This window comes from Pedobacter alpinus (assembly GCF_042684645.1).
GTDB lineage: Bacteria > Bacteroidota > Bacteroidia > Sphingobacteriales > Sphingobacteriaceae > Pseudopedobacter > Pseudopedobacter alpinus.
In genome coordinates, this window is sequence record NZ_JBHULV010000005.1 from 1 (window position 1) to 25,898 (window position 25,898).

Here is a 25,898-nt window from a genome sequence, read left to right on the forward strand (position 1 = left end):
CTGTAAATCAATTAGTTAATAATTCCGTTTTACGAAATCGGAAATTGTTCGGACAGATATGTTGTTTTTATGAATAAATTTATTAATTTAGTCTTCAAAAAATTATAAAAATATGGGATTAGTTAAAGAATTTAAAGACTTTGCAGTTAAAGGAAACGTAGTTGATTTAGCTGTTGCAGTAATTATTGGCGGCGCTTTTGGTAAAATTATTACCTCATTTGTAGCAGATATTATTACGCCATTAGTTTTGCAACCTGCGTTAGATGCAGCAAACCTAAAAAACATTGAAGAATTAACTGTTTTTGGAACTGTAAAATATGGAAGTTTTTTATCAGCCGTAATTAGCTTTATTATTATTGCTTTAGTTTTGTTTTTGGTAATTAAAGGAATAAATGCTACCAAAAAGAAAGAAGTTGCAGCGCCAGCAGCGGTACCAGTGCCAACAAAAGAAGAAATTTTATTAACAGAAATAAGAGATATTTTAAAAAATAAGTAGTTTTTAGACGATTAAAGCAGCGTTTATTTATTGTATTTATTTTTTTATTTAAACGTTGCTTTTTTAAAAAAACAAGCCTATATTTGCACTCTTGTTTTAAAAGAGAGATTTACAATATAACATCATGAAAAGAACATTCCAACCTTCTCAAAGAAAAAGAAGAAACAAACATGGTTTCAGAGAAAGAATGTCTACTGCTAACGGTAGAAGAGTATTAGCTTCTAGAAGAGCAAAAGGTAGAAAAAGATTAACTGTATCAGACGAACGTCGTCATAAAGCATAATTTTGTTTGCTTTTAATTATCTATAATTGATAATTAACCGATGATTAAATCGTTTAAAAATCGGTAAATGGCTTCCAAAATATTTAATTTTCAAAAAGAAGAACGGTTATGTAGCAAAAAGCTTTTAGATGAGCTTTTTAAAAACGGTTCTTCTTTTTTATTATACCCATTTAGGGTAACTTGGTTATTATCCACAAATAATGATCAAAAATTTCCTGCACAAGTAGTTGTAGGTGTTCCTAAAAAAAGATTTAAGCACAGCGTTGATAGAAACCATATTAAACGCCGTATAAAAGAAGCTTACAGGTTAAATAAAGAGATTTATTTTTACCAAAATCTTAATCAAAATTCAATTAAAATCATTCTTGCAATTAACTACGTAGGTAAAGAAGCCCATGATTATGCTTTTATTGAAAAAAAAATGAAATTAGTTTTTGCTGAAAATCTTAAACAAATTAGCAAATGATAAACTTGGTAAAACAATTTTTTTCATTTATTTTCCTGTTAATCATCAAAATTTATCAATATTTAATTTCGCCTCTTTTAGGAAGTTCTTGTAGATTTACGCCTACTTGTTCACAATATGGAGTTGAAGCTATAAAAAAACATGGGCCTTTTAAAGGCGGTTGGCTAACTGCAAAAAGAATTGCAAGGTGCCATCCTTGGGGTAAACACGGGCATGACCCAGTGCCATAAAAATTATAATATGTCATTAATACTGCAAATAGAAACCGCTACACAAACTTGCTCTGTTGCTTTGGCAAAAGATGGTGTTGTTTTAAATTCAATCGAAAAAACAGACCGGAATATTCATGCTTCAAATATTACACTTTTTATAGAGGAGGTTGTAAAGCTAAGTAACTACACATTAAATGATTTAGATGCGGTAGCTGTAAGTATGGGACCAGGTTCTTACACAGGTTTAAGAATTGGAGTTTCTACAGTAAAAGGATTGTGTTATGCTTTAGATATTCCGTTAATTGCCATCAATACATTAGAGGCTATGGCCGATGGTTTTAAAGCAAAATGTTTTTCGGTAAAGCCAAATTCTTTGTTTTGCCCCATGATAGATGCCCGTAGAATGGAAGTTTATTGTGCCATTTACGATAATGATTTAAAAACAATTAGTGCAACTGAAGCTAAAATTATTGATAGTAATAGTTTTGAAGCAATTTTAGAAAGCAACATTATTTATTTTTTTGGTGATGGTGCGGCAAAATGTGAGGAGGTTTTGGGCTTAAATATGAATGCCAGAGTAATGGATGATTTTACCAACTCAGCAAAAGATTTAACAGCTTTAGCACATAAAAAATTCAATGATAAAGATTTTGTAGATGTGGCTTATTTTGAGCCTTTATATTTAAAAGATTTTGTTGCCGGTGTAAAAAAGGTTAACGTCTAAAATTTCTTTTATCGTTTTTACTTCTATTTTTTTCAATTTCTTGGTTTTTCTTTTGTAAGCGTTTAAGTTCTTTTTTGCTTAAACGTACAACATAACCCGTTTCTTTATGGTTAAGTCCTGGAATTTCATCTGCAGTACCAATGTTCTGCATTTTAGGACCAAATTTTACATTTATACCAATATAAATATCTGCTCTGGGGTTGCCTCTGCCAATATTTTCATTTTGAGTGATAAAAGATTTACTTAAATAGTAGCTAGGAAATATTTGTTCGCTCCCTACATAAAACTCTGCATTTGCTGATTTAATCATCATCTGAGAACCAAAATTCATCTTGGTTTGTAAATCATAAATGGCATTAAAACTAAATACAAAAGCATTTTTTTTAAGATTATTTAATAAACCTATTTGTCCTTGAGGGTTAAAAATACTCTTTGATACTACAAATACTGGTTTATAAAAACCAAATTCTTTTGAGGCCGCAAATTCAACTTTTGTATTGATGCTGCTGTAAAAATATTTTTGAACTTCCGTATTGTTTACATCATCTTTAAGTAATTCAAAATAAGTAGATGCTGAATTTACCGACGCAGAATCTTTTACGGTAATATTACTGTCGAAATTATAATTTCCTGATTCTTTTCCCCACCGAATAAAGCCTAAATCCTTTAAGTTTGCTGTAAAATAAAAATCAGATTTTGTTGTGTAAGAAGTGCTTAAACTAATTGCTGCACCTAAGTTTTTTATATTGGGTATAAGTTGGTTGTATTTAAGTTCATTAAAGCCAAAATTAGAGATATAATTGCCGGCTAACCCAACTGTATAAGATGTGTCTTGGTTAACTGTTAAACTGGACGAATTGACATTAATTTTGTTATAAGTTAAGCCACTTAGCAAGCTGGCTTTTGCGCCAAAAGCCCACCTTTCGTCATAATTCTCTCTATATGTTACCCCAAGTTGCCAGTAAGATTGGTTAGTGCCGTTAGAATTAAATGGGTTGGTGTAAGTACTTGAATTAAAATTATCAAAACTATCAAAAACAGCTAAAGTTTCGTTGGTGATATTTCCACTGCCTTCGTTTTTAAATTGTAAAGAGAAACCAAGCTCTCTATTATAATTAGTGGTTTTAAAAATTTTGTAGTTAAAAAGATATAAGTTTAAATCGCCGTTAATGGTGTTTGTATTGCCTTGCCCAATATTCGGAATGTTATTGTTGCCAAAAGTTCGGCTATATAACAACTTTTTGAATGCAGTTTCTCCGTCTCCATTAAAATTAATAAACCCACCAATATGCGGAAAAAGTGTAATGGCGTATTTCCTACTGTTATCTTTAATAAAGCCTTGTTGTACAGGGTTTTCAAAAGTATCAAACTGAGTGCCTGTATGGTATAAAGAGATTTTTTGTGCAAATAAAATAAAGGGGAAGAGAAAGAACAATAAAATTCCAAAAGCTATCTTCATCCTTTAAATTTATCTTAAAAACTTTAAAAAAAGGATTTTATTATCAGAAAAATTTAAAACTTCAAAGCTGCGCTATCTATTTTTGGGAGTAAATCTGCTGCTTCAGGTGTTTTGTTCATGTACATATTGGTATAAAACTTATCCTTATCGGCACTAAATTGTATGGCAAAACCATATATGTTTGTCCAATTAAAACTGTCGCTTCTGTAATCTTTGTAGGCTTGTTTGCTTAAAAATGAGCGTATGATAGCTTTTGAATTGCTATTATGGAAAAAATAAAATATGTTGCCTTGGTTTGATAAATACTGTTGAAAATCAATGTTTTTATCTGTCAGGTCTAAGAATTTTTGTTTGTTATAATTATTAAGAAATCTGTTAATTATAGTAGCGTTATTTGCTACAATTAAATGATTTTCAATAGTGGCATAGTAAGGTCTTTTAAATGTTTTAAAAGGATCTCCAAAGTAATTGTACAAAATAAAAGAATCATCAAAATGTCTGATATTACCATCAACATCTGAGCTTATGGTGGACAGTAAGAAAGCTAATCTTTTTGTATTGGTACTTTTGATAATGCCTAAATTATCACCAGATGCAACCTGAAACACACCAAATTCTTTCCCAAAAACAGGCATAATTTCTTTGTCTAAATTAATAGAATGCTTGGCAGATATAGTTTCTATTTGTGCGTTTAGGTTTTCAATTTCTTTTCGGTAGGTAAGTAATTCTTTAAGTTCTTTATGAAATTTATTGTAATTAGAAACATAATATAAACTGTAGTTTGCTACATCGTAAGGAAGTTGCTTTGTTAGAGTATTTGTGCCGGGTTCTTGCCCTAAAAATATATTGTAATAGTTTTTTGCTTTAAGGTTTGGTGTTGTTATACCGCTAAACATAAATGCATTGCTTTGGTAATTGATGTTTAGCGAGGCAGATGCATCAAAAGATTTTAGTGCATAAGTTTCGTAAGGGTTTTTACGATTGGTAAAGTTGTTTGTAAAATCTCTAAGTTTAGAAAAATTGATGTATAAATTAGCTATAGAATTTTTATTTCTAATTGAATTAAAATCTACATTAAAGTTGTTGTTGTTGTTTCTTTCAATAAGCTGTTGCAGGCTTTTTTTAACTAAACTTTCATTAAAGCTACCTACCACCAAACCTTTGTTAACGTAAAAATTAAATATGGCTTTATTGCTAAATTCTAATTGGTAAAGTGTGTTTTCTTTATCGGGGGTCTTATTGATTTTATATTTGCTTTGTAGTGTGTTTATTAAAGATTCATCATCAGTAAAATCGTTAACTATTGGTGCAACCATTAAAACATCAGCTTCATATTGTGCTACTGGGTGTATGGAGAAAAATATATCACTTTGTAAAAATGCACCAGCAATTGTATGATCATCAACAAAAACTTGTTTTAAGGCTTTAAGATGTGTTGTGGTATTGCTTCCTAAAATGTCTTTAAAAAGCTCAAAATCTTTAAATATGTCGTAAAAATACTCCTCGTTTTTATATTCAAATACTAAAGAAGCATCTTGCGGAATTACATTAAATATTTTTTCGTTAGAAAAATTATCAGAATTTAATTTTTTAAAATATAACCATGTAACTGCCCCAATTGCTATTAATAAGGTAATAATTATAATATATATATTCTTCATTTCACAATATCCTAAGCTACAAAAATAGATTTTTCTTGCAAAGGGCGGAAATTGCTTTCATCTTTATTAAATTAGCAGAACCATCCAATTAGAAAATGAATAAGAGAATTATAATTACAGCGGCTTGCTTTGGTGTCTTAGCGGTTATTTTAGGTGCTTTTGGAGCTCACGTACTAAAGAAAATATTAACCGAAGGGCAGTTAGAAACTTGGCAAACTGCGGTACAATATCACTTTTACCATACGTTTGCTTTACTTTTTCTATCAACTTTCGCTCGTTTTAAAAATAATTTAATCAATATTTCATCTTATTGTTTTGTTTTAGGTATTGTTTTTTTTAGCGGCTCTTTGTATTTAATTTCGTTAAAAGATGTATTAGCCATTGATACAAAGTTTGTAGGACCAATAACTCCAATTGGTGGGTTGTTTTTTATTTTTGGTTGGGTGGGATTATTGTTAGCTGCTATTAAGGACAAATAGATGATAAATTTTGAGTCGGATGATCATTTTCAACAAACTTTATTTGTTGAGGTTGTTTTGCCTTTGGCTATACCAAGAACTTATACATACAGGGTTCCAAAACATCTGAATGATGGTGTTGAGTCTGGCAGAAGAGTTGTAGTGCAGTTTGGTAAAAGCAAAATTTATACTGCTATTATTTTCTCTAGTTCTAATAAAGCACCAAGCAGTTACGAGGCTAAATATTTGTTAGATATTTTAGATGAAAAAGCAATTGTAACGCCAGCACAAATAAAATTATGGCAATGGCTTTCTGATTATTACCTATGCACTTTAGGAGAAATTATGGCTGCTGCCTTGCCATCAGCTTTGAAGTTAGCCAGCGAAACACGTATTGTATTAAATCCGCAACATACTTTTGATAGAAACCAATTAAACGATAAGGAGTTTTTGATTTTAGATGCGCTTGAATTAAAAAGCGAACTATCCATTACAGAAATAACTAAAATTCTTGCTCAAAAGTCTGTTTTTCCGCTATTAAAATCCTTGTTAGATAAAAAAGTGATTTTTATTTTAGAAGAGATTGAAGAAAAGTTTCAGCCTAAAAAAATAGCTATTGTTCACCTTCATCAAATGTATGATGATAAGGAAAATCTTAAAATTTTATTTAGCGAGTTAGAAAAAGCACCCAAACAGGTTGATGCTTTATTGGCTTTCTTAAAACTTTCTAAAGATAAAACAGAAGTTAAAAAAGCAGATTTAATGGAAACTGCTGGGGTTAGTGCTGCCATCATTAAATCAATGGCAGATAAAGAAATTTTTAATATTGGCCAAAAGGTAATTAGTAGGTTTTCGTCAGAAGATTTGGCTGTAATTTCTGATTTTACTTTAAACGAAGAGCAAAGTTTAGCTTTTAGAGAAATTAAAACATCTTTTGAAAATAAGCCAGTTGTGCTTTTGCATGGTGTAACCTCATCTGGTAAAACCCAAATATATATTAGGTTAATTGAAGAATATCTTGCTAAAGGTAAGCAGGTACTTTATTTACTACCAGAAATTGCTTTAACAGGGCAAATGATTGACCGTTTAAAAATCTATTTTAAAAGCCAAATTATTGTTTATCACAGTAAATTTAATGATAACGAAAGAGCAGAGATTTGGCAAAAAGTTTTAAACGACGAAGTGAAAGTGATTTTGGGTGCAAGATCATCCGTTTTTTTACCCTTTGCAGATTTAGGTTTTATTATTATAGACGAAGAGCATGAAGCAAGTTTTAAACAATTTGAACCTGCACCAAGATACCACGCCCGAGATGCTGCAATAGTTTTAGGTAACATTATGAATGCCAAAATACTATTAGGTTCTGCAACACCATCTTTAGAAACCTATTTTAATGCTTTAAATAATAAATACGGTTTGGTAAAGTTATCATCAAGATACGGCGGTGTAAAACCCCCAAAAGTTGAAGTGGTGAGCATTGCCGAAGAAAGAAATAGAAAATTAATAAAAGAAAATTTCACAAGTGTTTTGTTAGATAATATAAACGAGACACTAGCCCTTAAAGAGCAGGTGATACTGTTTCAAAACAGAAGGGGTTATGTGCCCATTTTAATTTGTAAAACCTGTGGCAATAGCCCAAAATGCATCAATTGCGATGTGAGTTTAACTTACCACAAAGCTGGAGGTAAATTACATTGCCATTATTGCGGCTATAAAGAGGATAATATTTCAGAATGCCCAGCTTGTTCATCTAAACATATAGAATATAAAGGTTTAGGTACTGAGAAAATTGAGGACGATTTAAAAGTAATTTTACCAGATGTTAAAATTGGGCGTTTAGATTATGATACCACCAGAAATAAAAATGCGCACCAAGTTATTTTAAATGATTTTGAGGAACGAAAATTAGATATTTTAGTAGGTACACAAATGGTTGCTAAAGGACTTGATTTTGAGAATATTACTTTAATAGGTATCATTAATGCCGATAGCATTATTCAGTTTCCTGATTTTAGAGCTTATGAACGCAGTTACCAAATGCTTTCGCAAGTAGCTGGTAGAGCAGGTCGACGTAGCAAGCAAGGAAAAGTAATTATACAAACCTACGACACAAAACACAGAATAATTCAGCAAGTTGTGGCCAGCGATTATGAAGGAATGTACAGGGAGGAGATGATTGAAAGACTGCAATTTAAGTATCCTCCTTTTTATAAAATTATTCAGATTAATATAAAACACAAAGATTTAGGCATATTGCTTGCCATTTCTGAAAACTTTGCAAAGTTGCTTCGACATCATTTGGGTGATATGGTTTTAGGACCACACAGCCCATTAGTGGGTAGAGTTAGAAATTATTATATACAAACCATTACCATTAAAATTGATTGGAAAAGCCAATCGTTGCTTAAAATAAAAAACCTGCTGAAAGAGCAGGTTAGTGTTTTTGAAGCCGATAAAAATAACAAAGGCGCATTTGTAATTATAGATGTTGACCCTTATTAATCTCTACCAAAGTTAAATTGTAAACTTAATTGTGCTAAAGGTCTTGAGTTGTACTGCCATCTCGTAAAATTATTTACCGATATGTTGGTGTTTGCGTTAGTAGTTTTAATTTCTTTATCAGTAGTATAAATAAAATCAAAACCAGCTTCGGCACTTAATGTTAAAGAGCGTACAAAATTATATTTAACGCCTATAAATGGGGTAAGCGATGCTCCATTTTTTTCAATATTGGTATCGTAATTAAAAGTTCCGCTATTGTTATCGTTAGAAACGCCAATAAAAGTAGTTCTTTTATAGCCCAAATCGGCACCATAAAATGGTTGAAATTTGCTGTAAATTAAACTTCTTTCAAACCCCATTTTCAAATCTAAAGATTTGTATTCGCCGTTTACAATCTCACAATCCAAACATTCGTTTTTAAAACTGTAATCATCTTCTTTAAAAGTAGAAATTAAAAACCTATAAGATATTTGGTTGTCGTTTATTTTTAACATTAAACCATTTAAACCAGTAGTGTAAAATTTCGAATTAGCTCTTACTTCATTTAATAATTTTGGTTGTTCTTCAATAGCTAATAATTTGAAGCCTATTGAATATTGAGAGTCGCTTTGAGATTGGGCTAAACAAGCTATTGCAAATAATTGAAAGAATATGATTGGTAATAGTTTTTTCATTTTTGTAAAATTTTTCGCTAAAATAGATAATTATTTCCCTCTTCCTTGTATTATAATGATAAATGTATAAATCATAATTTTAAAGTCTAAAGCTAAAGATCTGTTTTTTATATAAATGATATCAAAAGTTAGTCTTTTTATCATTTGATCAACATTTTCCGCATATCCAAATTTTACTTGCCCCCAAGAAGTAATGCCAGGTAAAACTTTATGCAAGTGGTAATAGTGTGGCGCTTTTTGTACAATAGTATCAATATAATGTTGTCTTTCTGGGCGGGGTCCAACTAAAGCCATCTCTCCTTTAATAATATTTAGAAACTGTGGCAGTTCATCTAATCTCCATTTTCTTAAAACTCGCCCAACTTTAGTTATTCTGTTGTCATCAGTTTTAGAAAGTAGCGGACCATTTTTTTCTGCATCGTTAAACATGGTTCTAAATTTAAAAATTTTGAAAGGTTTACCATTTTTACCTATTCTTTCTTGAATGAAGATAACGGGTCCTTTAGATGTGAATTTTATAATTAAAGCAATAAATAGGTATAATGGGGAGAATATAATTAATACAAAAAAACTAATGAAATAATCTAAAACCTTTTTAATTACCCTTTGCCAAAAGGGCATAATATCTTGATTTAAAGTAATTAAAGGTATAGAGAAAAGATAGTTGATTTTAACAAAACCCGAAACAATATCGTACATATCTGGAATGATATTGATCATTACTTTACGGTTTTCTAATTGATCAAAAATTGATTTTAGTTGATGATGTTCGGAAGTTTCTAAAGCAATTATTACTTCTTCAATTTCATTTTCTTCGATAGACTGTAATAGGTTATCAATAGTTCCTAAATTGGGTATTGGTAAATTTTCGTTTTTTTTATTGCGATTATCTATTTCTAAAAAGCCAATAATATTAAAACCTAAAGATTTTTTTTGCTGTGTTATCTCGCTATATATGGAGTAGGCTTTGCTGTTATTACCTAAAATTATGGTTTTGAAACCTAATTTATTGCTTTGCAGCATTCTTTTTATAATGGTTAAAAATGTTAATCTAAAAGCTGATAGGATAATTAAATGATAAAAACCTATTGAAAAGAGATAAGCGAAATTTAAGCTAGTTACAGTTGTTTTGTTTTGTAAATATGAAAGAAAAATAGCGGCAATAACGATAATTATTGATTGATTAAAGGTGCTAACAAATTCTTTAAATCTTGATTTTCTGATTGGATTTAAGAAAGTACCTGATAGCCCATAAAAAGTATTTATTATTAAAGTAAATAACGTTATAACACCAGGGTTGTAGCTAACTAAGTTGTATTTTCCGTAAGTGAAATATAAGAAACACAAACTTGCGAATATGTTTATTAAGATATATATACTGATTGTTTTTTTGAACATTAAATTAAAAGGCTGTTTTTCAAGAATAAATAATTCTTTACACTGTAAAACTAACAAAATACATAATATATCCGTTTGAGATTATATTTTTGTAGCAAGATGGCGTACAAGTATGTTGATAATTACAGGGAAAAAGGAGCGAGGAAAAGGCTTGTTGAAGAACTAGCAAAAAAAGGAATCTCGGATAAGAAAGTACTACAAGCAATTGGCGAAGTTAAAAGACATTATTTTTTTGACGAAACATTTTGGGCACAAGCCTATTTAGATAAAGCTTTCCCAATAGGAGTAGGGCAAACCATTTCAAACCCTTATACAGTCGCTTATCAATCAGAACTTTTACATATACAACCTGGCGATAAGGTATTAGAAATTGGTACTGGCTGTGGTTACCAAACCTGTGTATTATTAGAGCTTGGTGCAAAAGTTTATACCATTGAAAGGCAAGAACAACTATATAACAGAACCATTCAAGTTTTACCACATTTAGGCTATAAACCGAAATTCTTTTTGGGAGATGGCTCTAAAGGAATAGCAGAACATGCACCTTATGATAAAATTATTGTAACTGCTGGCGCTCCGCTTGTACCACAAATATTACTGAGGCAATTAAAAATTGGTGGTATTTTGGTTATTCCAGTCGGCGATGAAAAAGAGCAGAAAATGGTAACGGTGATAAGAGTTGGAGAAAATGATTTTGATAAAATTGTTTTAGATACTTTTAGGTTTGTACCGTTGTTGGGAGATCAGGCTTGGTAGAGGCCTCACCCCAACCCTCTCCGAAGGAGAGGGAGCTACCTGCTTAATTAACTAAAATAATTAACTAAAATATCAGTAAAGCAAATCTACTAATGAACTAATAAGTGACAAAGCAAGTTCCTAATGAACCAATGAACTAAAAAAACTAATAATGTTTCATCACTTTATCAATCTCTCTTTTAACATCACGTTCTTTTAGTGTATCTCTTTTATCAAAAGATTTTTTTCCTTGTGCTAAAGCAATCTCCATTTTAGCAAAACCTCTATCGCTAATAAATATTTTTAAAGGGATGATGGTTTGGCCTTTATCTTCGCCTTTAACCATTAGTTTTTTGATTTCTTTCTTTGTTAATAGCAGTTTTCGATCTCTTTTAGCTTCGTGGTTGTAAAAAGAACCGTGAGAATATTCTGCAATGTGAAGGTTTCTGATGTATAATTCACCGTTAATAAAAGTGCAAAAAGAATCGCTAATATTAGCTTTTCCTTCTCTAATAGATTTAATTTCTGTCCCCAATAATTTTATACCAGCCACAAAAGTTTCTAAAATATGATATTCAAAGCTTGCTTTTTTATTTCTAATGTTAATATCTGATGTCATGGTATAAATTAAATCTGCCGCAAAGATAAAATATTAAAATGAAGGTGCTAATGGTTAGACTTTTCAATAATGACTATTTTCCTTTTAAAAATGATGTGATTACTTATGTTGAAGCAGCGCTTATTTTTTAGAACTGAGTTTTTTGCGTTAAAGATTGAAGCGGCACCCCGGATTGGCCGCTTTTTTTGCGGGCAAACGGAGTATAGCAAAAAGCTTGACCCGCCTTTTTGCGGGGAACGCCCAGCTAAACCTAACATTTAATCAGTGTTTTTACTGATACGAAAACCCGTAAATGGGTGTAGCAAAGCTTAGTTCATAATTTGCAATTTTAATTTATCTGAATTTCAGATTTATAACCACAATAGTTTATAAAATATAATTACGAGAGAGAATTTTATGATATAAATTTTGAAGTGGTAATCAATTAAAAAATATTAAAAATCAATGAATTATGAAAAAAATAATGTGTACCTCTTTTTTAATTGTATGTGCTTTGGTACTTAGAGCAGAATATGTAAATGCATCAAGATTATGTGAAGAAGTAAAAGTAAATGTTGAAAAGATTGCACAGGATGATGATTATAACTTTAAAAATTTTATGGTGAATTTTACGCCCATAAAGCATTTTTATTTTAACCTAACCAATGCTCAAAATTTAAGTGGGCGAGATATTACAAATTTACCTTATACCAAAAGTAATTATTACCCAACAGGAGGGAAAGTAAAATCGATTTTAGCGTTGGGGAAAATTGCACAATGTGATAATAGTGTGGTGGTTTTTGGTGTAATTTGAGCTATTTACGGTAACGATGATAGAACAATGTTTTTTACAGATAAAATTGACAGTAGGGGAAAAAGACTGAAGTATGAAACTGTTGGTGTAATGGCGAAAGAAATTGATGGCGGACCTTATTTGCAAGGGACTGACTTAGGGGTTTACCAAGCGAATAATAAAGTTGCCATTGTGGTTGAGCAAAGATTATATAAAAAGTCGAAAACGGTTAGCAATACCAAAAGAACCATTATGTTTGATCAGCTAAATTGCGAAACTTGGGATAAATAGTAGATTTATTTTAAAGGAATCTATAAAAAAAATGTCCGAAAACCAAGATTTTGTTAGTGTGGAGCCGCTAACTGCCACTGAAAAAGCCATGTTTTTTAACCGCATGTTGGGCGTTTGGTTTTTTGGAATTTTGATGTTTACATTCTTAACTTTTTTGTTCTTTTTTACCAAAGGAAGTGATGAGTTTATGGAACCCAGCTTTCTGTGGTTATTTCCGTTTATGTTTTATGGTGTATTGGCTTTCATCATTTATTCACATACAAAAAATGCTTTTCAAAGTGAAAAGACGGTTTATAATGGAATAATTACTGAAAAAACAGTAAAAGCCAGTCAAATTAACCGAGAATCTTCTATAAAGCAAGCTTACAAAATTTGTTTAGTTGATATTTGGTTTACTGTTGAATCTTCTATTTATACAAAGGTGAAAGTTGGAAATACGGTAAAATTGCATTGTTTAGCAGGTAACCAAGTTTTTAGTGTAGATGTGCTGGATAGTGCCGATAAAGCTATATCAAATGCAATGAAACCCTTTTTTAATAGTCGACAACCAAATAAGGCTGGCTTTTCCCTTTTAGATTTAATACCTTTTAGTGGAGAAGATGCAAAACTCATCCAAAAAAAACTGCTAAGCACCATCATTAACAGGAGCTTATTAGGTTTAGCTGCAATGGCTTTAATTTATTTTATTGTGTTTTTGTTTTTTGTGATATTGGTAAAAAGCGATAATGTGTTGCTTTTGCAAGGATTTGTGTATTGTTTATTGGTGTTATTGGGTGTGGTTTATTTTTTAATAAACAGAAAAACATGGAAACTTTTTAGAGATATTTTAGATGCACAAAAGTACAGTATAAGCGAAACCATTATAGATAAGGTAAGCAGCACCAATAAAAAGCCAGGGCCAAATTCTGTAGTAGTAATAAATGGCAATACCAGTAATTATGTAAGGTACTTTTATTTGCAAACCACATCTTTTTGGTTGCCAGTTAGTGAAATTCAATATCAAAACGCTAAAGTTGATGAAGTTTTAAAAATTTATTTAGCTAAAAACAGTAAAACGGTACTGAATGTTAAAGGGGCAGACTAAACATAATCTGTTTTTTAATAAAATAAAGAAAAGCAAACCTATAATTAGCTTAAAAACATAAATATCCGTAAAAATGGGTATAGTCAACGCTTTTAAACCTTCTATTTTTACAATTAAACAAAAAAATAAAAATATGAACGTTATGAAACTTACTTTTTTAACTTGTTTGATATTAGGGTTAATTACTGGTTGCGGGAGTGAAAAAGAGGAACCCTGTAATTTAGGAGCAACCATTACATTAAATGGTAACGCAGAATGTGTGAGCGGAAGAGTTACTTATTTTAAGAAAAATGGAACTATTGGTGAAAGTATTGGTATTCAATTTGGTAATGCTATAGGTAAACCTTTTATCACTGTACAAACATCTAAAAGACCATTAGGTGTTGGAATTTATCAGAAATATAATTTTACTATAGATGATGGTTCAAATTTTACCCGTGAAAATCAAACTTTTTTAAAAAGCGTGGTTGTAGAAATTACCAAAATGGATAGAGAGCATAAATTGATTTCTGGGCGTTTTGATGCGGAGGCAGAAGCAGGTACTTATGGAGGTGTGCATAACCTAAGTAAGTTTAGCGGAACCTTTACAGATATTTCTTTTCCTTAAAGGATTTTCGGGTTACGCAACTTCTCTCATATCCACAGCCACCACTCTTGATACGCCTTGTTCAACCATGGTTACGCCATAAATAATATCTGTACTGGCAATGGTTTTTTTGTTGTGCGATACCACAATAAATTGCGATTGGTTTGAAAAAGTGCGGATGATATTATTGAACTTCTCAATATTGGTGTCATCAAGCGGTGCATCAACTTCATCAAAAATACAAAAGGGAGCAGGTTTAAGCAGGTATAAAGAAAATAGGAGGGCAGTTGCCGTCAAAGTTTTTTCTCCACCAGATAACTGATTGATAGACAAAGGACGTTTCCCTTTTGGTCTGGCAATTATATCAATATCAGAATCTAGCGGCTGGCTTGGGTTGGTTAAAATTAAATCGCAGCTATCTTCTTCGTTGAATAAGGATCTAAAAACCTTCATAAAATTCTCCCGAACCATGGTAAAAGCAGCCATAAATTTTTCTTTGGCGGTATCGTCAATTTCTTTAATGGTTGCCAATAAAGATAATTTAGCTTCAGTAAGGTCTTTTTTCTGGTTTTGGATAAAAGTGTAACGCTCTTCCATCTCCTTGTAAGCCTCCATCGCCATTGGATTAATGGCACCAAACTCTTCAAGTTGTTTTTTTACTTTTTCAACATCTTCTTTTACTGTTTGCTCGTTATCATCTGCTGGGGGTTCATCATCTAAAATGTCGGCAATATCAATGCTAAATTCTACAGCTAAACGTTCTTTCAAGGCGTTTAATTCTATTTTTAAAGCATTCTTTTTTTCTCTTAAATCAGCATTTAAAGACTCGGCAGTTTCTTTGTTCTTTCTTAAATCACTCAGTTCAGTTTCTAAAGCATTTATTTTTTCTTTGCTTTCATAATAGTCTTTTTCTGCATCTTGAACCGCTTTTTCAAGCTCTTCTTTTTGCTGATACATCGCCAATAAATCTTCATCGTCATAATCTGTGTGCACCACAGTTTCTAAAATAGAAGCTTTTGTTTGGTCTAATTCTGTTTGGTTTTTGCCTATTCTGGTATCTAAATTTTCTTGCTGACTTTCTCTGTATTCTAAATCTTTATCAATGCTATTTACTTTATTTTTTTGCTGATGAAACTTTAAGTTTTCGGCATTAAAAGCGGTTGATTTTACCGTTAAAAATTCGCTCAGTTGTGTAAAATCAACTTGTTCTTGTAATAATTGTTGTTCTAAAGCCTGTTTTTGAATTTTGGTTTCCTGAATTTTAGGTATTAAATCTAACAAAGAAGTACTAATGTTCAATAGCTTTTGCTCAATATCTTGCTTACGGTTTTGGCTGTTTTGTATAAAAGCTAAATATTGCTCTTGTTTGGTTTTTACCGATACCAATTGGTTTTGTAATTGGTTTATTTCTTTTTGTAGGTCTTGTAAATCGTTTTGTTTTAATAATGCTTTTAAATTGTTTAGCTTTAAGCTCTGCTCTTCAATTTCGGTACTTAGTTTTTGAGTTTTTTGCGCTAAGGTTTTAATCTCTTTGTTTAAATTATCTAAATTTTTAGCTCTACCAATACGTTTGCCTTCAAACAAACCTACAGAACCACCCGAAAGCATAAACTTTGTTTTATAGAATTTACCAGATTTACCAATAAGCACCAAACCATTAGCCAAAGCTTTATTGTTTAAAGTGTTCTCTTGTTCATCATCAACCAAAAAAACATTTTGCAATAAATGCTTACCTAAAGCGGTATATTTTTTATCTACGTCAACCACCGTTAAAGCAGCAATTGCATTTTCTGGAGTATCTAAATTTGCGTTATTGCTATCTTCTAAATTGTTTAAAATAAAGAAGTTGGCTTTACCACGGGCTGCATTGCTCAATAATTTAATGGCTTCAATGGCATCATCAAAAGATTGTACCACATAATGGTTCATTAATGGCTCTAAATAATTTTCAATCGCAATGCGGTACTCTTCTTGGCAAAACAATATGTCTGATAAAAGAGGCGCATTCTTATTCCATTGCGCATTTTTCTTTAAAAAACGGATAGATTCTGGAAAGCCTTCCAAATTATCAACCATGCTTTTGGTTAAATTATATTCGTTTTGCTTGGCATCTGCTTTCCGGCTGCTTTGATTTAAAGCATCTTTATTAGCACTAATATTTTCTTCAAGCAGGGTAATTTGCTCTTTTACATCATTTTCTTGTTGTTGTAAAATATTAAAATTGCCTTGTTTTTCTTCTAATTGAATCTCTAAACCAGCTGTAACCTTATTAAATTCCGAAAGTTCTGTCTCACGATTTTGAGTATCCTCTACGTTTCTTTTGCTTTCTTGTAATAATGCCTCTTGTTGAATGTTTAAAATATCAATATCTTTTTCGCTATTGTAAAGCTGATTTTGTAACTCTGTATTTTGTTTTTGAGTAGCATCTAACCTTGCTTTTCCGCTTTGCTGTTGCACCCGTAGCTCATCAACTTCCTCTTTTAACTCGTTTAAAGCTTGGGTCAATGTGTTTAAGTTTTGTTCTTCTTGTAAACGGTCTTCATTTAAGCGCTTCATGTTATAATGCACATGTTGCAATTGCGCTTTATCTTTATCCAATTCTTCGGTTAGCCTACGCTCTTTATCTTGTAAAAACTTAAGCTGTTCATTTTTTATTTTTTTCTCGCTTTCGTAAGCTCGTATTTTATTTACAAAATCGTTAGTGGCTTTTTGCTGTACCGATAAGTTTTTTTCTTTGGTTAAACTATTAAATTTATGCTTCTGTATTTGTGCATCCAACTGCTCTATTTTGACTCCAATTATATGCTTTCCTTCGTTTTGCGCTTCTTCTAAAACTTCTAATTCGTTTAAAGAAGTTCTAAAGTTCACAATTCTAAAAGATGCTAAAACCAAGCTTAATATTTTGTATTTTTCTTTTAAGCGATAATACCTTTCTGCTTTTTTAGCCTGATTTTCTAAAGTTTTTAAGTTTTTATCAATCTCAAATAATAAATCTTCCACCCTGCTCAAATCTGTCTCCGTTTCTTTCAAACGGCTAAATGTTTGCTTTTTGCGGAGCTTATATTTAGATATTCCAGACGCTTCTTCAAATAAATTTCTTCTTGACCCTTCTTTGTTGGCAATAATTTCATCTATCATTTTTAATTCAATGATAGAGTAAGAATCAGAACCGATACCTGTATCTAAAAATAAATCAGAGATATCTTTTAAGCGGCATTGCACATCATTTAAACGATATTCAGATTCGCCGGTGCGGTAAAGTTTACGGGTAATGGTTACTGTTGAGTAAGCAGTTGGTAATATGTTTTTTGTATTATCGAATGTGAGAGAAACTTCTGCAAGGTTGGCTGGTTTTCTATTTTTCGTACCGTTAAAAATGATGTTTTCCATTTTTTCTGAACGCAACATACGGGTACTTTGCTCGCCCAAAACCCAGCGTATGGCATCCACCACGTTTGATTTTCCGCAACCATTTGGACCAACAATAGCTGTAACCCCTTCATTAAAATTGATGGTAATTTTATCTCCGAAACTCTTAAAACCTTTTATTTCAAGCTTATCTAACTGCATTCTCTACAAAAAATAGGAAGCTCAAAATAGGGATTTTTGTGTGATTGGGGAAATGTATTTAATGAAGCCTCACCCCAGCCCTCTCCGAAGGAGAGGGAGCCACTTGCAATGGGGATGACTAATACCAATAAACTAATTTTAAATAGTTAAAAAAAACTCTTAAATAGCCCAATTACGGGTATTTAAAACTTAAATTGTTTTACTTTAACTAACGCAGTATATATTTTACTGTTGATTTAATAAATGCTAAGGAGATTCAAGCTGCACTAGCTCATCTGCCAAGGATATGATTAAAGGGTCGTGGCTGATCATTAATAAGGTAGTTTTTCCCTTCAGCTTTTGCAGTAAACTAATTATATGCCCCTTAGCCACTTGCGATAGGGAATCGGTAGGTTCGTCTAAAATCAAAAGTTGGGGTTTTTTATATAATTCTCGCAATAAACCAATCATTTTTGTTTCACCTACTGATAGCTTTATAGCGGCATTTTTTATTTGCGTGTGCCAACCATCTCTAAAACGGCAAATGAAATCTTGCAGTTCAAAGAAAGCACTAAAGCTTTCCATCTCAGCTATAGTAGTATGATGGTTAAATGTGATGTTGTACATTAAAGTATCTTCCCATATATAGGGCTGTTGCATCAAGTAACCTATGCTGTTGGAACCTTCTAAATGTTCAATATCTTTATCGTTCCAATAAAGTTGCCCAATTTTATGTTGATAAAACCCAAAAAGGCTTTGTAGCATCAAGCTTTTTCCTATTCCATTAGCACCTGTTATAACCATATAGCCATATTTAGGCAATACCACATCCAAAGGCTTAAACATTTTTAGCTGAGTAATGGGATGCAATAAATAGTAATTGACCAAGGAGAGCTGAATGAGTGGGCTTTGTGAACTTGGCATATCTTGCTGTACATCGCTTTGAACGAGTGGTATAAACCTATTTATATGGGGCTCAAACTCTTTTAAAGTCATAGGTAGTTTCAATACATCTGCAATTCTATTAACTAAAAGTAATGTAATCGAAAACACCGAGGCCAGAGAGCCAGTACTTAAATTTCCTTGCTGATGTTCATATAATAGCATAAATACTACTACCGCCAATACCATGTTTAATAATAAACTGATGTTAAATCGAAGGTAATTGAGGCGGTGCAATGCCCTATGCCTTATTTCAAAACTTTGCTGGTAACATTTGTTTACAGATTTAATAAAGAGTTTAGATAAGCCACTCCATTGACCATATTGCAACTGATTGCTAAAAGCAAGAAATGCATGTTCTGCATCAACTTGGCTTGCCCTTGAGGCTGTAAAGTCATTATTTAAAGCTGCGCCATACTTTTTAATTATTAAAAATATAATGCTACCAAATAAAAGGAGGCAAATGCCAATCTTAAATGAATAATAAAAACAGAGTAGGAAATAAGAAACCAGCAGCAGGGAGTCTACCAAAATAAATTGTAAGATAATTTGGTGTGCCAGCAAAGTACCATTCAAATCATTCATTATTGCCAAATAGTCGCTTTTCTTTAAAGAGAATAAAAAGCTCCTTCTAAACTGGCCGATTTGGTTAAATAATTGCCCAAAATAATCTTTGTACAGCTGCTCTTGGTAATAAAGAAAAAAACGTTGAAACCATAATTGAAGCCCTGATTTAGTAAAGTATAGTAGGAGCAACAAAACAAAAATCGAAAATGTTTTAAGGCCAAAAGCGATGTCATTTTGTGCATCAATCAATTTTTGTATCGAAATTGTAATTAAGATGAGCAATAAACCAGAAGCTACACTTAAAACCAGTAATCGAAAATAGGTTTTACCGTATTTAGGTAGTAATGACAGATGAAAGGAATAAAATGGACGATTGGAAAGAGCTGCTAAAATTGAACTGATGGGATTTTTATAAGGTTTTATGATATGAAGTTGAATCAAGTACTGGAAATTTAATTGCTCATCTAACTCTAACCAGCCCATGGCGGGGTCGGCAAAAATGTATTTGCCTTTTTTGCTGCCTTTACCAAAACAAACCATAGCATGGTTTTGAGCGTTAACGTTTGATATGACCATAAACGGAGCGGAAAGACCTAGCGCAAAATCTTGCGAAAACTTGAAAGCTTTGCCGGTAAAGCCCAGTTGTTGGGCAACAGATAGCAGTTGTTTAATGTTCATACCAACACGGGCCAAATGCATTTGTGTATGGTTGTTTACATCCATTTTTATCCCATAGTAATTACAAATCATCTTCAAGCAGGCAAAACCACAATCATTTTGGAACCGCTGGAACTGGAATACTCGAACTTTATTGAATCGTAACCTTTTCATTATGAGATGGACTGCAAGAGTAAACCAATAGAAATGAGCCATAGCAGATAGCAAGCACCATAACTTTTCAATACTTTAGAAAGGATATGCCCAAATTTGTGGAACGAAGTCTTGTCTACTACATAAACTAAGATGAAGAAATACAATATTTCAAATAGATCAATAGAATAACATATGTATTGCAAAAAGAATGGAAAACCTTCCAATGGGAAAATTAGGCTTAGGCTAAAATCTGAATAGGGCAAATAAGGATTGGCGAGCTCATTGGTAACAAATAAGAGGTCATATAGATTCGCTAGTAAATAAACATATTCTGCTGTAAGTGTGGCCAACATCAGTTTCCTGAAACTCATGTTGATATTCGATAGTGCAAATCCTAAATCTAAAATAGATGAAATTACCAATATTTTGATGCCCAAGAATAATGGATATATGAGTATCATGAGCAAATGCGCCCTTTCAATCTTTTCAACCAATTGAGATACCAAATGTTCTTCAGACCCTAAAATAGAATTTAGGACTAAAAACTCAAGTTTTCTTTCACCAACTAGGTGCATTAAACAAACGTTGGAAAGGCTTAGAAAGATGAAACCGGATATTAATAAATTGTTAAGGTTTTTCATTAATGAACTACTATTTAATTGAAAAACTAAATTCTCAGAAAACTAGTAATGTAGCAACAACTTAAAGTTATATTTTATAACTTTAAGTAATGTTTCGTTAGCAGCAATTGTATGAGTGCATCTACCTACTTCATCCTTTGCCTAATTGGATTAAGTAGCGTTATCGCTTTTTATTCAAAAAGGTTTTATTATACCCATCTACTTTACCCTTATGGAATGATGAGGATGAAAGATGCCTATCCCATATTTACCAGCCATCTTATTCATCAGAGCTTTTTGCACTTGGCTTTCAATTTTGCATTGATTTTTATTTTTGGGGTAGAACTGGAAAATCAACTAGCGATAAGGGCGCATGGAAGGTATTTGGTAGTTTTAGTTTGGTGGTGCAGTAGCATGGTTGGAACCCTTTGCGACCTACTCTTGTATCGGCAAGACAGCCAGTTTTATTCTTGTGGTGCAAGTAGTGGTGCAATGGGTGTTATGGCAGCTTACTTGTGGTTAGATCATGATTTTAATTTACAGTTTTTAAGAGAAATGCAATTAAATGTAAGGATTATTCTACCCTTACTCATTGTTTTAACGATATGGAAAATAGACAAAAGAAAAGGAAGGATAAATTATGGTAGCCATGCAGGAGGGTTGTTGACCGGCTTAGGTATGAGTGTAATTTTAAATTAGCCGGCACTTTGCCGGCTAAAACGTTTACCACCAAGCCAGGCAATCGGGGCCAGTAGCTGCAATAGCAGCACCTACTACAGCACCTGCCCCGCCAAAAAAACCTCCCAAAATGCTGGTAACCGCAATGGCTTTTGCATATTGCATGCCGCCAAAGTAAATTTTTTCCTGTTCATTTTCTGTTAATGCGCTCATCATTTTTCAATTAATTATTCCTCTTCATTAAGGAATAATCAAAAGAGAAAAACAGGGCTTAATTAAGCTATAATCTAAGGTTATAAATTATAACCTATTATATTAAATTATTTGAAACCCCTAAAACAATAATTATGATTGGAGAAACAATTAGAATAGAAAGGTTAAAAAAAGGTTGGAGCCAGGAGAACATGGCACACATGTTAAATATCTCCCAAGCGGCATATTCTAAGATAGAAAGCGGCCAAACCAAGATGAAGCTGACCACACTTTACGAAATTGCCAAGATATTAGAGGTGGAAGTGGAAGTACTGACTAAGGGATGGAAAATGAGTATGGGTACAGATCTTAGCCTCGTAGAAAAATGGATCATCAATTTAAAATTGTGGCTGCGAAAAGCTAGTTTAAAAAAAGACTTGACTTCCGAGAGCCCCATAAAATAGGTGCTGTTCGCCATGGTTTAGGCGGTAGTGCGCTGTGTGTTCGCTTAAAGGTACTTTTATCCGAACATTTAGCGAAGAGTTGCCGCATGGTTGGCGCAAGTATAGCTACTATACAGCTATTTTTCCTGAGCTTTTATGGTTGTTGATGAGGATATCCACCTCTGTTTTCTTGTAATAGATTTTGCCCTCGAGTTTATAAAAGGGTAGAAGGCCGGCGTCCCTCAACCGCAGTTGGGTACGAGGAGAAAGGTTGTATTGGAGGTGTAAATCGCTAGTGTTTAGCCAAGTTAGTGATTTTTGCTCAGCAGCTTTGGAAGCACCAAGGACATGGATAGTTAGGAGGATTTCGGATTGTATCCGTATCAACTCATTCATCTTATGGAGGATGATATTTTTCATAAAGCAAGGCGGCCCAGCTTTGGGCAAATGATTTAGCATTCAAATTTGAGTGACCACCCGGACATTTCCTATTACCAAAAGTTGTAAATTATAACTTTTTATTATGGCAACAAATCTCAGAAAAGCTCATATTTATGGGCTAAATAAACACCATGAATGCTTTCCAAAAAGCTAAGCTGCATCAATTGGAAAAAATGCTAAGAAAAGGTATGTTCATTAACCAAGCTAGTGCAGCCCAAACAATAGATTGTAACCCTCGTACCGTAAGAAGGTTGATGCAGGATTTAAAAGCAAAGGGCTTGCGTTTTCACTATGCTTACGATTTAAAAAGATATGTTTTTGACGGAGAGGAGTGAGTTGCAAGTATTGAGTGCTGGATAGTGGGTGGTGATTATGGAATGACTTCTTCGGTAATTTTAGTCATTAATTTATTTTATTGCTAGTATTTGCCGGACACAGTCATGATCAGACATAAAAGATTTAAGTGATCCTAAAAAAGGAACAATAAACCAGATAGGGAACATGGCTACTCATAATACACCAAGTATAAAGTTCCATTCCTTTATTTTTGATACAATAATCCCAGCTCTCAATTAGTATCTTTTTATATTCTTCTCTAATAAAAAGATCTATCCAATAAACTACTGCAAAAATCACAAAGTATTGCTGGCTTTATCTGTGAATTTATATTTCCTGCTCATTTATTGATATTGTAAACTTAAGCTATGTTTAATATAATATAAGGCACAAGAAGCATTTGCCCGCTTTACCATTTCTTCATTCTTGCGCCAAACTGGGGCCATTGCTTTGTCTTTAAAACTAACTCACCTTAACGCTAAAATTATCTTAAAAGGCACAAGAAGCCCTTGCACAATTCCTTACCTTCATTCTTGCGCCAAATTGGGACAGACTATAGAGAACTCCACTATAAATTACCTAAAAACATTAATTTTCTTTACAAGTTGTCGGTTTTTTAAGAATAAATAAATATTGATTAAAATAAGAAAAGTTAATAAAAGAACTATCAACCCACAATTCACTATTGAACTTATTGGTTTGGATATAATATCATGTTTGCTTTCTCTTAATTTTATAAGGTCTAATTTCAATTCGAGAGTAGCCTTTTCTTTTTTTAAAGTTGCTATTTCTTTTTTGAAATCCTGCTCTGTAAAGGAAACCCGGCCCATGTAATGTATTGATTCATCAGGATTATTAAAGTTTCGAGACCATCCGCAATAAGTTATATCAAGTGATCTATCTTGATTTTCAGTTCCGTACAATAACCAAACCTCTCCTTTTTTTGGTGAAATTGTGCAACTATTAATAGAGGCTTTATAAGTCTTATTTGGAGTACCTTTAAAATTTTCAATTAATTTAATCTCGAAGTACCCTTCAGTAACGTTTAAAATTTCACCAACAAATATATGAGTGGATGTTTTTGTATCCTGTTCTAAAGAAATATCTTTACAATCACAACCAAAACATTCATTATAACATGTAAGGCTAAATATAATGATGTATAAAACTTTAAATGATTTCATAACGATTAAAAATATTTTTTATATAAAGTAACAATATTTTTAGGCCAAGTACCAGGGTTATTATTAGTATAAGTTTTATAATATCTTATCATCAAATCAACAGCCCCTAGTTTGGCGCAAGTATGAAGCATTTTGCCTGTGCGTTGACTACTTGTGCCTTTTATCTTCTCTACTAACAAAAATTCGGATCTATTTTAATCACTTTAATCTTTCCAGGCAAATCATAATAATCTCTAGCACTGCTGTAAATATAATCCTCTGGCTTTTCTACTATTCCAGCCATTACTGGATTATTATGGATATAATCTAAACTGTCATGAAGTTTCTTCATATCATCCAATAATATAGGATGGTTATCTTGTCTCCATAATTGAAAATTACTATTGTTGCTATTCTTTTTCCCTGCTCGTTCCATCATCCAAAGCAGCCATTCTCTCCTGCTTTCCCGTGGATGAACCTTGATACATTCTCTCAATTGAGCAGAAGTATGCTTTTTCATGTCACGCATGATGTTTTCTAGTTTCTCAGTCTTTGTTCCAATAATCAAATGAACATGGCTGCTCATGATACACCAGCCATAAAGTTCCATTCCTTTATTTTTGATACAATAATCCCAGCTCTCAATTAGTATCTTTTTATATTCTTCTCTAATAAATAAATCTATCCAATAAACCATTGCAAAACTCACAAAGTATTGCTAGCTTTGATCTGTGAATTTATATTTTCTACTCATTTATTGATACTGAAATTTATGCTGTGTATAATATAAGCCATATAAGGCACAAGAAGCCTTTGCCCACTTTACCTCATTCTTCATTCTTGCGCCAAACTGGGGGCATTTCAATAAAGTATGTTATTAGTTTCTTCTTGCTTTTTATAAGAAATCTCCAGTGCTTTTTGAATTTTTTCATTTCGTTGAAAAATATCAAGTAATAAATCTTTAAATAAAACAATCCTATCTGAATCTATAGAACTTTTGAGTTTCATCTTTCTTGATATAATAACCTCGCTCCTGATTTTATTTTCATAATAAAATTTTAAGACTATAACATCTGCAGGAAAACTCATATTGTTATCGGAATACCATCTTTCGCCTTTGATTTTAGAGATTTTACTTTCATTAAAAGATTTAGAGAGTTTGTTTAAATCTTCATCTGTTAAAATCAGAGAATCTATATATTTGAAACTATCTATTTCGACATAAATGCTATTGGTATTGAAATCATAAGTTATAAAGGCATTGTATTCTATTTTCAAACCTTTTATAGCCTCATCAACTTTTATTTTACTTTTACAAGAAAGCAAAATAACAACAATTAAAAAAAATATTATTTTATCCATAACCTCATTGATTTTGTAAAATTTCCCCACCACATTTCAGAAGGATAATTTCCTAAATTATTATTAATCCAATTTGGGATTGGCATCTTAAATGCCCTCAAATAATCATAACTATATTTAGAAGCAGCTCTCTCGCTAAACTGTCTATAATTTGCAAATCCACCATTTATATGTGCGACGTGTAGGAATTCATGCTTGAATACCATATTTCTGAAATTTAAAACCTGACCTTTCAGGCTTGGAGCAATTTTTATGAAAGACATAGTTGTATTTCTAATCCCACCACCATTGTAATGATATGTTGCACCATAAGCGAGACCATTGTCCGTATTTATGAACCAATGCTGGTGCGAGCTTGCAGCTCGTACTTTT

27 protein-coding genes are annotated in these 25,898 nt (G+C 32.2%); 15 read left to right on the forward strand and 12 right to left on the reverse strand.

What is annotated here, in order from left to right; all coding sequences use genetic code 11:
* The first annotated feature begins 112 nt into the window (after positions 1 to 112).
* From mscL to tsaB, 5 genes are all read left to right on the forward strand, one after another.
* The gene (gene mscL, locus ACFSSE_RS00840; protein WP_379041003.1) at positions 113 to 496 is read left to right on the forward strand and encodes a large conductance mechanosensitive channel protein MscL; all 384 of its coding nucleotides are present in this window, start codon (positions 113 to 115) and stop codon (positions 494 to 496) included.
* Between the two features lie 124 nt (positions 497 to 620).
* A complete protein-coding gene (gene rpmH, locus ACFSSE_RS00845) occupies positions 621 to 779 on the forward strand; it encodes a 50S ribosomal protein L34 (RefSeq protein WP_017258626.1) in 159 nt (52 codons plus the stop codon).
* A 67-nt stretch (positions 780 to 846) separates the two neighbouring features.
* Positions 847 to 1,245 (forward strand): ribonuclease P protein component, encoded by a 399-nt coding sequence (locus ACFSSE_RS00850; protein WP_379041004.1) that lies wholly within the window; start codon positions 847 to 849, stop codon positions 1,243 to 1,245.
* Positions 1,242 to 1,475, forward strand: coding sequence for a membrane protein insertion efficiency factor YidD (gene yidD / locus ACFSSE_RS00855; RefSeq protein ID WP_379041005.1), 234 nt, complete (start codon positions 1,242 to 1,244; stop codon positions 1,473 to 1,475). The genes ACFSSE_RS00850 and yidD overlap by 4 nt, the downstream gene beginning before the upstream one ends.
* 10 nt (positions 1,476 to 1,485) lie before the next feature.
* Positions 1,486 to 2,181, forward strand: coding sequence for a tRNA (adenosine(37)-N6)-threonylcarbamoyltransferase complex dimerization subunit type 1 TsaB (tsaB, locus tag ACFSSE_RS00860; RefSeq protein ID WP_379041006.1), 696 nt, complete (start codon positions 1,486 to 1,488; stop codon positions 2,179 to 2,181).
* Here the strand turns inward: tsaB and ACFSSE_RS00865 are convergent.
* Both ACFSSE_RS00865 and ACFSSE_RS00870 read right to left on the reverse strand, forming a co-directional pair.
* Complete coding sequence (locus ACFSSE_RS00865) at positions 2,171 to 3,640, reverse strand: DUF5723 family protein (protein ID WP_379041007.1); 1,470 nt, start codon at positions 3,638 to 3,640, stop codon at positions 2,171 to 2,173. The two genes, tsaB and ACFSSE_RS00865, sit on opposite strands and share 11 nt — an antisense overlap.
* A 53-nt stretch (positions 3,641 to 3,693) precedes the next feature.
* Positions 3,694 to 5,301: a hypothetical protein gene (locus ACFSSE_RS00870; RefSeq protein ID WP_379041008.1), complete on the reverse strand. Its 1,608-nt coding sequence runs from the start codon at positions 5,299 to 5,301 to the stop codon at positions 3,694 to 3,696.
* Between the two features lie 95 nt (positions 5,302 to 5,396).
* Between ACFSSE_RS00870 and ACFSSE_RS00875 the strand changes: the two genes are divergently transcribed.
* A complete protein-coding gene (locus ACFSSE_RS00875; RefSeq protein ID WP_379041010.1) occupies positions 5,397 to 5,780 on the forward strand; it encodes a DUF423 domain-containing protein in 384 nt (127 codons plus the stop codon).
* Positions 5,781 to 8,261 carry a replication restart helicase PriA gene (priA, locus tag ACFSSE_RS00880; RefSeq protein WP_379041011.1) on the forward strand — a complete coding sequence of 827 codons (2,481 nt, stop codon included), beginning with the start codon at positions 5,781 to 5,783 and terminating at the stop codon, positions 8,259 to 8,261. It begins immediately after the preceding gene.
* On the opposite strand, the gene ACFSSE_RS00885 is transcribed toward priA, so the two are convergent.
* Together ACFSSE_RS00885 and ACFSSE_RS00890 are read right to left on the reverse strand one after the other, a co-directional pair.
* On the reverse strand, positions 8,258 to 8,935 hold the full coding sequence (locus tag ACFSSE_RS00885) for a hypothetical protein (protein ID WP_379041012.1): 678 nt from the start codon (positions 8,933 to 8,935) through the stop codon (positions 8,258 to 8,260). The two genes, priA and ACFSSE_RS00885, sit on opposite strands and share 4 nt — an antisense overlap.
* A gap of 30 nt (positions 8,936 to 8,965) precedes the next feature.
* The gene (locus ACFSSE_RS00890; protein ID WP_379041013.1) at positions 8,966 to 10,333 is read right to left on the reverse strand and encodes a sugar transferase; all 1,368 of its coding nucleotides are present in this window, start codon (positions 10,331 to 10,333) and stop codon (positions 8,966 to 8,968) included.
* A 99-nt stretch (positions 10,334 to 10,432) separates the two neighbouring features.
* Between ACFSSE_RS00890 and ACFSSE_RS00895 the strand changes: the two genes are divergently transcribed.
* On the forward strand, positions 10,433 to 11,089 hold the full coding sequence (locus ACFSSE_RS00895; RefSeq protein ID WP_379041014.1) for a protein-L-isoaspartate(D-aspartate) O-methyltransferase: 657 nt from the start codon (positions 10,433 to 10,435) through the stop codon (positions 11,087 to 11,089).
* Between the two features lie 145 nt (positions 11,090 to 11,234).
* On the opposite strand, the gene smpB is transcribed toward ACFSSE_RS00895, so the two are convergent.
* Positions 11,235 to 11,687: an SsrA-binding protein SmpB gene (smpB, locus tag ACFSSE_RS00900; protein ID WP_379041016.1), complete on the reverse strand. Its 453-nt coding sequence runs from the start codon at positions 11,685 to 11,687 to the stop codon at positions 11,235 to 11,237.
* A 451-nt stretch (positions 11,688 to 12,138) separates the two neighbouring features.
* On the opposite strand from smpB, the gene ACFSSE_RS00905 reads away from it, so the two are divergent.
* The 4 genes from ACFSSE_RS00905 (at position 12,139) to ACFSSE_RS00920 (ending at position 14,441) form a co-directional block, all read left to right on the forward strand.
* Positions 12,139 to 12,480, forward strand: a complete 342-nt coding sequence (locus tag ACFSSE_RS00905) for a hypothetical protein (protein ID WP_379041017.1) — start codon at positions 12,139 to 12,141, stop codon at positions 12,478 to 12,480.
* A 27-nt stretch (positions 12,481 to 12,507) separates the two neighbouring features.
* Positions 12,508 to 12,750 carry a hypothetical protein gene (locus ACFSSE_RS00910; protein WP_379041019.1) on the forward strand — a complete coding sequence of 81 codons (243 nt, stop codon included), beginning with the start codon at positions 12,508 to 12,510 and terminating at the stop codon, positions 12,748 to 12,750.
* Between the two features lie 31 nt (positions 12,751 to 12,781).
* Positions 12,782 to 13,834 (forward strand): hypothetical protein, encoded by a 1,053-nt coding sequence (locus ACFSSE_RS00915; RefSeq protein ID WP_379041020.1) that lies wholly within the window; start codon positions 12,782 to 12,784, stop codon positions 13,832 to 13,834.
* Positions 13,835 to 13,976: 142 nt separating this feature from the next.
* Positions 13,977 to 14,441, forward strand: a complete 465-nt coding sequence (locus ACFSSE_RS00920; RefSeq protein ID WP_379041021.1) for a hypothetical protein — start codon at positions 13,977 to 13,979, stop codon at positions 14,439 to 14,441.
* A gap of 12 nt (positions 14,442 to 14,453) precedes the next feature.
* On the opposite strand, the gene smc is transcribed toward ACFSSE_RS00920, so the two are convergent.
* A complete protein-coding gene (smc, locus tag ACFSSE_RS00925; protein WP_379041023.1) occupies positions 14,454 to 17,990 on the reverse strand; it encodes a chromosome segregation protein SMC in 3,537 nt (1,178 codons plus the stop codon).
* Positions 17,991 to 18,236: 246 nt separating this feature from the next.
* Positions 18,237 to 20,351: an ATP-binding cassette domain-containing protein gene (locus tag ACFSSE_RS00930; RefSeq protein WP_379041025.1), complete on the reverse strand. Its 2,115-nt coding sequence runs from the start codon at positions 20,349 to 20,351 to the stop codon at positions 18,237 to 18,239.
* Positions 20,352 to 21,043: 692 nt separating this feature from the next.
* Between ACFSSE_RS00930 and ACFSSE_RS00935 the strand changes: the two genes are divergently transcribed.
* Positions 21,044 to 21,610, forward strand: coding sequence for a rhomboid family intramembrane serine protease (locus ACFSSE_RS00935; protein ID WP_379041026.1), 567 nt, complete (start codon positions 21,044 to 21,046; stop codon positions 21,608 to 21,610).
* Positions 21,611 to 21,634: 24 nt separating this feature from the next.
* Here ACFSSE_RS00935 and ACFSSE_RS00940 read toward each other — a convergent pair whose 3' ends face one another.
* A complete protein-coding gene (locus ACFSSE_RS00940; protein ID WP_379041027.1) occupies positions 21,635 to 21,805 on the reverse strand; it encodes a hypothetical protein in 171 nt (56 codons plus the stop codon).
* A 131-nt stretch (positions 21,806 to 21,936) separates the two neighbouring features.
* Between ACFSSE_RS00940 and ACFSSE_RS00945 the strand changes: the two genes are divergently transcribed.
* Together ACFSSE_RS00945 and ACFSSE_RS00950 are read left to right on the forward strand one after the other, a co-directional pair.
* Positions 21,937 to 22,245, forward strand: a complete 309-nt coding sequence (locus ACFSSE_RS00945; protein ID WP_379041029.1) for a helix-turn-helix domain-containing protein — start codon at positions 21,937 to 21,939, stop codon at positions 22,243 to 22,245.
* A gap of 551 nt (positions 22,246 to 22,796) precedes the next feature.
* A complete protein-coding gene (locus tag ACFSSE_RS00950) occupies positions 22,797 to 23,000 on the forward strand; it encodes a hypothetical protein (RefSeq protein WP_379041031.1) in 204 nt (67 codons plus the stop codon).
* A gap of 576 nt (positions 23,001 to 23,576) precedes the next feature.
* Here ACFSSE_RS00950 and ACFSSE_RS00955 read toward each other — a convergent pair.
* From ACFSSE_RS00955 to ACFSSE_RS00970, 4 genes are all read right to left on the reverse strand, one after another.
* A complete protein-coding gene (locus ACFSSE_RS00955; protein ID WP_379041033.1) occupies positions 23,577 to 24,185 on the reverse strand; it encodes a hypothetical protein in 609 nt (202 codons plus the stop codon).
* A 172-nt stretch (positions 24,186 to 24,357) separates the two neighbouring features.
* On the reverse strand, positions 24,358 to 24,873 hold the full coding sequence (locus tag ACFSSE_RS00960) for an REP-associated tyrosine transposase (protein WP_379041034.1): 516 nt from the start codon (positions 24,871 to 24,873) through the stop codon (positions 24,358 to 24,360).
* A gap of 152 nt (positions 24,874 to 25,025) precedes the next feature.
* Positions 25,026 to 25,526, reverse strand: a complete 501-nt coding sequence (locus ACFSSE_RS00965) for a hypothetical protein (protein ID WP_379041035.1) — start codon at positions 25,524 to 25,526, stop codon at positions 25,026 to 25,028.
* Complete coding sequence (locus tag ACFSSE_RS00970; RefSeq protein ID WP_379041036.1) at positions 25,514 to 25,789, reverse strand: hypothetical protein; 276 nt, start codon at positions 25,787 to 25,789, stop codon at positions 25,514 to 25,516. Before ACFSSE_RS00970 ends, ACFSSE_RS00965 begins: the two co-directional genes overlap by 13 nt.
* Positions 25,790 to 25,898 lie beyond the last annotated feature (109 nt).